Below are 6913 nucleotides of genomic sequence, written 5' to 3' on the forward strand. Positions count from 1 at the left end.
AGTATCAGCAGAATCAGATTCAGTAAGAGGTACAGTTATACCGACTTTCTCAGCCGCTGTTTCAACTGTTCCAAGCACTTTATCCAAAGTATTTTTAATTGAATTGCCAATTGAATTGTCAATTGTACTGTCTAATGCTTGTTTACCCTTATCTAAAACTTTTTCAGTCAAACTGGCATTATGTTCGCCTTTTTGCGACACTTGGCCTTGCGCGAGTTGCACATTGTCAGCATAGAGTCCTACCAATTTAGCGATTTGTTCTCTTAACTCAGCACATGCTAGATAAATACTACTACCAGCACTAGATGCCCCGAAGCTTCCTCCAGACCCTGGTGCAGAAGGAAAATCACTGTCACCGAGTTGCATATCTATGTGATCTATCGGTAAACCTAATAAATCTGCGGCAACTTGCGAAAATACGGTATATGAGCCAGTACCAATATCGGTCATATCAGATTCGATAACCGCTTTTATCCCTAAAGATTTGCTAGCATCCAATTGCAACGTAGCACGAGCTTCAGCTGGCATCAGTTGATTGCCACGTGATGCCACTGCCATACCCGTTCCTATCCACCAATCACCTTCTAATTGACTGGCAGGCTCAGAATGATGTTTTTCATCCCAACCAAATGCTTTAGCCCCCTTCTCCAAACAAGGCAGTAATTGACGCGTCGAGAAAGGTACATTAAGTGAGGGGTCTTCTTCAGGTTCATTACGGCGGCGAAGTTCGATAGGATCAATGCCTAATTTACAAGCCAGCTCATCCATCGCACATTCTAAAGCTAATTGACCGACCGCCTCGCCTGGCGCACGCATAGACCCTGCTAATGTCCAGTTCATATCAACCATTTGATAGCTTATTCTACGGTTTTTACCTTGGTATAAGAAATGGGTAGATAAGCCAGCAGGCTCAAAAAAGCTTTCATTGGCAAGATTACTACTAACAGTATCGTGAATAATGGTATTTAATACTCCATTTTCATCGCTTCCCAAAGCAATACGTTGACGGGTGTTCGAACGGCGAACCGTTGACTCCATTACTTGAGGACGAGTCATTACAATAAGAACCGGACGCTCAAGCTGTTTTGCCGCAATAGCAGCAGCAATAGTTTCTGGAGCAATACCTAGCTTACTGCCAAAGCCACCACCTACAAATTTGGCAATAAGATGTACTTTGTCTTTTGATATTTCTAAAGCATCGGCAATTTGCTTCTGACCAAACGCTACCATTTGATTTGATGAATAAATGGTTAGTTTATCCTCTTCCCAATAGGCTAAGCTGGCATGAGGCTCCATAGCAGAGTTGCTTTGACTGGGCGTGGTAAAGACTTTATCAACGGTAACCGCTGACTGGGTTAACCCTTTATCTGGATCGCCTATGATACTGGATTTATCAGAGCCTTCTTTCTCATTCACATCATGAGCATTTTTAAGCTCTTCGCTGAAATCTAAAGCTGCTTTGTCTGTATCATCTTCATAATTAACCACCAAAGCTTTAGCGCCTTCAGTAGCCGCCTCAAAAGTTTCACCGATGACAACCGCAATAGGTTGACCATGATAAACAATGTCGGTAACCCCTTGAGTGGGCGCTTTCATTTTTCCGCCTTGCTGCGAGTTACGAAGAAAGTGCTTGGCGTCTGTGACTACCTTAATTACACCTGGGATATCTGACACTGAATCTGTTTCTATACTTTTGACCCTGCCTTTGGTAATAGTAGCTCCGACCAACACCCCATATACCATATTGTCTCTATGAAATTCAGCAGAGTATGGGGCTTGACCAGTCACTTTAAGAGAGCCATCCACTCGACTAACCGATTGACCTACCAATTTGCTTGACGTTTTATCAAGGAGCGTATCAACAGGCTCATTCATCATCAACTTTTTTGTAGGTTCAGAGCCCAAAATATCTGTATCAAATATAGCCATGATTATGCGTCCTTAGCGTTTAGAGCACGCTCAATAATTTGTTTTAATAGTCGGCGGGTTAATGCAATTTTAAAATCATTTTTTCCATAACCCTGAGCTTCACTCAATAAAATATTGGCCGCTTTTACAATATCTGGAATACTGCCTTTAGTGCCTTCCAGACTAGACTCTACCGCTTCATTGCGCCAAGGCTGTGAACCAATACCTCCAAAAGCCAAACGTACAGTGTTTAACGTGCCATCATCATCAACGTCAATAATCGCAGCGCAAGATACTAATGCAAACGCATAGGAGGCACGATCTCGAACTTTATCGTACGTGTGCATGCCTTTAATCGGTGCAGGCAGGACCACATGAGTGATCATCTCACCAGGCTCTAAAACTGTTTCAATATGCGGCGTGTCTTCTGGTAATTTATAAAGATCTTTAGTGGCTATAGTACGAATAGTGCCGTCAGATTTTTGGGTTTGCAAGGTGGCATCTAATAATCGCATCGCAACTGCCATATCAGAGGGATGCTGTGCGATACAGTGCTCACTAGTACCTAAGATAGCCAATTGTCGATTTTCGCCGTTTATGGCTGGACAACCAGAACCAGGTTCTCGCTTATTGCAAGCACTATCAGGTTGATAAAAATAATAGCAACGGGTACGCTGTAAAAAATTACCTCCGGTAGTGGCCTTATTACGTAATTGCCCTGAAGCGCCCGCTAAAATTGCACGAGAAAGAACAGGGTAATTGGCGATAACTTCAGAATGTGCCGCTAACTCACTATTGGTCACTAAAGCGCCAATACGAAGTCCACCCTCTAAAGTGGGTTCAATTTGTTTCAGTTCCAGCTGAGTAATGTCTACAAGCTTGATAGGTGTTTCAATCTCAAGCTTCATTAAATCTAATAGATTAGTACCTCCTCCAATAAAGGAAGCGCCCTTAGAGCTACCCTCGATACAGGCAGTCATTAACTCATTTGCACGGATATATTGAAATCGTTTCATGAGTTAACTCCTGTAATATCATTAGCTTTTAATTGAGTTGCTGGAGTTTTAGCGGTAGAAGCGTTTTGGATAGAATTAACATCTATCTTAGCAGGTTGAGCTTTTAATTGACCTTGACTAGGAGGCGGTGACCATATGCCAGTTACATCTTTATCACTAGAAGAGAGAGTTTGATAACTTGTGTCTGTATTATTAGACAAGCTATTTACTGTGTCATTGGAAAGATTTGTGTTGATCTGCTTTTCAAGCACTTGAGTAATGGCTTTAATAATATTAGGGTACGCTGAACAGCGACAAATGTTACCACTCATACGCTCAGATATTTCATGTGCCAATAAAGCATTTGGCTGAGATAAGTCTTCGGTCACATAACTTGGCCAATTTTGTTTAACCTCTTCGATTAAGGCAGTAGCGGAACAGATCTGTCCTGGCGTGCAATAGCCACATTGAAAGGCATCATTGTCCAGAAAGGCTTGTTGCAATTCAGAGAGAATTTCAGGTAAACCGATACCTTCAATGGTGGTTATTTCATCTCCTTCATGCATAACTGCTAAAGTTAGACATGAATTAATCCTTTGACCATTTATTAAAATGGTACAGGCACCACATTGACCATGATCACAGCCCTTTTTGGGACCTGTGATATGCAGATGATGACGACAGAGATCAAGAATAGTAGTGCGAGGATCAAGGTTTTCGAATTGATAGGGTTTATTATTGATATTGAGCGTTAGAGTAGTCATGCTGGCGTCCGCTGGCAAGTGAGTAATTTTTTGTATAATTAATTGAATAATTAAAATTTGCAATGGAAATGAAGGAATTTGAGAAGCTTTATAAATTTATTAAAAAAACGGTTTAATTTATAGTTTAACGCTCTAAATATCCTAATGAATATCCACAATTATTTTAATGTTAAAGTGTTGTGAGAATGTGCTTTTAAGTAAACAGAGAAATAACTACTAGACATTGTCGTTAAATAACCCTTATCAGGTTCTTTTAAGGGTTTCGATATGGACGAAGCGAGGCGCTGTTGAAGGTTTTGACATAACAATCGAAAACAATTGTTAAATAATTGTTAAATAATGGGCTTGGTTCTAAAAGTATTTAGATTTTAGACTTTTAAAACATTTAGGATTCTATAACTTGGATAACAAGTAATTTGAACATTATCAAAGGCTGTATCATGTTTTAAGGCCATCTCATTACCAGTTTGCTTACTTCTTTCAAAGGATAAAATGGTTTCGGGTTGATATTTATCGGTATGGATCAATAGCCATAATTCATTTAACGGCCGTCTTATATGATACGACTCAATTTTTGGTTGTTTCTTTTTCATCACTTCATCAACATCTTTTTGGGTGATAATAGAAATAGACCTACCCTTTCTTTGTTTTATAAATTTATTTCGTGGCATATAAGCGGTTTTCATCGGTATTTTAAAACGTTCAGCTGTTAAGTAACCATTTTCATGATCATAAACATGATTTTCTAAATTTTGTTTTGCGACTATATTTAATGCTTGCCAGTACCACCTTTTAGCAATTAAACCACTGTCACTCATTTGAGATCGAAGCCTAGGTAATGTAGTTAATTCAATACCGATATAGACCAGTTGATTATCTTCCCAAAATACTAAAGTAAAGTCTGGCTCATTACCATCGTCTTTACCTGAAATAATATGCACTGGTTGCAGCCCTTGAATGGCCAAAAAATGACTCAAGTATACCCACTCTTTTTGGCGTTTGACCTGATTTTGCAGACTATCGCCATTAAGATTCTTTAGACCATTATGGTCTTTGTTTTCGTCATCATCTTTATTATTAGGTTGTCCATGAAGGTTATTTACCTCAGGCACTGCATTTTGACTATTAAACACTTTGTAAATAAATCCTTTATGTTATTTATCGGTTTAATTAAAGGTATCAGTAAAACCTAAGTTAGCCAATGCAATTTGTATTAATTTAATTGTAAATTGTACTGAGCTATTACTGCTTGTCAGAGTTGTTTTCAACGTTAAGTAACAGACGTTTTTTATCTAAACCACCAGTATAGCCGCCCAAGCTACCGTCACTAGCCACTACCCTATGACAGGGAATAATAATACTGAATGGGTTTTTGCCATTAGCATTAGCAACAGCACGATAGGCAGTAGGTTTGCCAATATTTTGTGCTAACTTAGCATAACTAATGGTTTGTCCATATGGAATTTGAATTAATGCTAGCCAGACATTTTTCTGAAACGGTGTACCTAGTGACCAATCTAGATCAATATCAAATTGATGACATTCACCACTTAAATATTGTTGTAATTGTTCAATCGTGAAGATAAGTAACGCTTCAGTTTGATTTTTATTGCTTAGGCTATTTTCATCTATGAATCGAAACTGTTTATCATTGAAATTATGACGTTTTTTTAAGAGCACCAACGACTTTGAATCAGACCAACTTTGTCCGCTGTCCAACCAATCTAAGCCCATTAGTTTAGTTTTAGAAGAAATAGTTTTGGCTATGAGTAGCAATCTATAATGGTCAAAAGAAGTGACTGTAACAATCATAATCATAATTCCAAAAAAAATAGCACCTTATGATGCCATTTTTTTTAGTATAAAAGACACTGTTTTATTCATCGGTTTCGAATAAGGCGGCGACAAATTGTTTCGGGCTAAAAGCACGTAAATCATCGATAGACTCGCCCACCCCAATATAGCGAATAGGAATGTCTGTGGTACTGGCAATGTTAAATACCACACCACCTTTAGCAGTACCGTCAAGTTTAGTAATCGTAATACCGGTTAATGGCACCACTTCATTAAACACTTTTACTTGATTAATAGCATTTTGACCCGTTCCTGCGTCAAGCACTACCATGCCTTCATGCGGTGCGCTTGGATCTGATTTGCGCATGATACGCACAACTTTTTCAAGTTCAGCCATTAAATGCGTCTTGTTTTGCAAGCGTCCAGCCGTATCTGCGATTAAAACATCAATATTTTTGGCTTTGGCAGATTGCATAGCATCAAATACAACAGAGGCACTATCTGCACCATGACCTTGAGCGATAACTGGAATATTATTACGCTCTCCCCAAACTTGTAACTGCTCAGTAGCTGCAGCTCTAAAGGTATCGCCTGCCGCTAACATAACCGATTTACCTTCAGCTTGTAAACGTTTGGCCAATTTACCTATCGTGGTGGTTTTGCCCACGCCATTAACACCTACTACTAAAATAACAAAAGGTTTTTTAGTGGTATCAATTATCAACGGTGCTACTTTAGGCTCTAGAATTTCAACCAGCTCCTTTTGTAATGCTTTATACAAAGAATGCGAATAAATTAAGTCGCCGCGGGCAGTTTGCTCAGTTAAACTTTTAATAATCTTATCTGTGGCTTCAACCCCAATATCAGCTACCAATAATTGATCTTCTACTTCTTCTAGCAGTTCATCATCAATCTCTTTGCCACCAATCAAGATATTAGCCATTCCTTCAGCTAGATTTTTACGTGACTTGGTGAGACCGCTTTTCATGCGAGAGAACCATCCCCCTTGCTTCTTCTCGCTTTCAGACTCTTCTTTTTGTTGAGAAATGCTTGGCGCTGTAGTTGGTGATAAAGACGTAGATACGGTGGTTGTAGCCGCTGGAACTTCAGGTTCTACTGATTTAGGTTGAGTTTTAGTTTGTGTTTGAGTTATAGGCGTTGGGAATTTTTCTACCTGTTCTTCAATCCTTGGCGTTTCAATAATGGGAATATCTTTTGCAATGGGTAAATCCGGAAGCGTGATATCATCATCATCAAGCTCGTCTAAACTGCCATCAAGGTTAATGACTACCCGAGTAGGATTATTAGCATTATTCATGAAATATCTCTTTATTTATTAAAACATCCATAAGGATTAGATAGTTAAAAGCGCAATAGTTAGATAATTTATTTTATTGTCACTTAGTTTACCATAATTGCACTTAAGCTTAATAAATCCTCTTATTTAGAACC

General features: G+C 38.9%; 6 protein-coding genes. All 6 read right to left on the reverse strand.

The window, feature by feature from the left end:
* On the reverse strand, nt 1-1929 hold a 1929-nt coding region (locus QZ265_RS05280; RefSeq protein ID WP_296404105.1), incomplete at its 3' end, for a xanthine dehydrogenase family protein molybdopterin-binding subunit.
* A gap of 2 nt (nt 1930-1931) precedes the next feature.
* Nucleotides 1932-2924, reverse strand: coding sequence for a xanthine dehydrogenase family protein subunit M (locus QZ265_RS05285; RefSeq protein WP_296404107.1), 993 nt, complete (start codon nt 2922-2924; stop codon nt 1932-1934).
* Nucleotides 2921-3667 carry a 2Fe-2S iron-sulfur cluster-binding protein gene (locus QZ265_RS05290; protein ID WP_296404109.1) on the reverse strand — a complete coding sequence of 249 codons (747 nt, stop codon included), beginning with the start codon at nt 3665-3667 and terminating at the stop codon, nt 2921-2923. The genes QZ265_RS05285 and QZ265_RS05290 overlap by 4 nt, the downstream gene beginning before the upstream one ends.
* A 368-nt stretch (nt 3668-4035) precedes the next feature.
* A complete protein-coding gene (locus QZ265_RS05295) occupies nt 4036-4800 on the reverse strand; it encodes a hypothetical protein (protein ID WP_296404111.1) in 765 nt (254 codons plus the stop codon).
* A 109-nt stretch (nt 4801-4909) separates the two neighbouring features.
* A complete protein-coding gene (locus QZ265_RS05300; protein ID WP_296404113.1) occupies nt 4910-5479 on the reverse strand; it encodes a methylated-DNA--[protein]-cysteine S-methyltransferase in 570 nt (189 codons plus the stop codon).
* Between the two features lie 64 nt (nt 5480-5543).
* Entirely contained in the window at nt 5544-6779 is a 1236-nt protein-coding gene (ftsY, locus tag QZ265_RS05305) for a signal recognition particle-docking protein FtsY (RefSeq protein WP_366513659.1), read from the reverse strand.
* Between the last annotated feature and the right edge of the window lie 134 nt (nt 6780-6913).

The sequence above is a fragment of the Psychrobacter sp. genome (genome assembly GCF_018260395.1).
In the GTDB taxonomy this organism is placed as follows: Bacteria; Pseudomonadota; Gammaproteobacteria; order Pseudomonadales; family Moraxellaceae; genus Psychrobacter.